Source organism: Streptococcus mitis (assembly GCF_001074635.1).
GTDB classification, from domain to species: domain Bacteria; phylum Bacillota; class Bacilli; order Lactobacillales; family Streptococcaceae; genus Streptococcus; species Streptococcus mitis_E.
Window position 1 is genome coordinate 1 of the sequence record NZ_JUQO01000167.1, and the last position, 494, is coordinate 494.

Here is a 494-nt window from a genome sequence, read left to right on the forward strand (position 1 = left end):
GATATTTATTTCAAGATTTTGGCTTAATTGAAAGCCAAACCGTCAAAGAGAATCTCAATCTGGGTTTAGTTGGTAAAAAGTTGAAAGAAAAAGAGAAAATCTCTTTGATGAAACAAGCTCTAAACCGTGTAAACCTCTCTTATTTGGATTTAAAGCAACCTATATTTGAATTATCAGGAGGAGAAGCGCAACGTGTTGCACTAGCGAAGATAATTTTAAAGGATCCGCCTTTGATTCTCGCAGATGAACCAACCGCTTCCTTAGACCCCAAAAACTCTGAGGAATTACTTTCTATCCTAGAATCTTTAAAAAATCCGAATCGAACCATTATTATTGCGACCCACAATCCTCTGATTTGGGAGCAAGTGGACCAAGTTATTCGAGTTACCGATTTATCACATAGATGATATGGTAAGATTCATACTCAATGAAAATCAAAAAGCAAACTAGGAAGCTAGCCGCAGGCTGCTCAAAGCACTGCTTTGAGGTTGTAG

1 protein-coding gene is annotated in these 494 nt (G+C 37.7%); it reads left to right on the top strand.

All coding sequences use genetic code 11. The annotated features are described in order from the left end of the window. The coding region (locus ADI58_RS07055) for an ATP-binding cassette domain-containing protein (RefSeq protein ID WP_049521985.1) at positions 1–407 on the top strand (407 nt) is incomplete at its 5' end. Positions 408–494 lie beyond the last annotated feature (87 nt).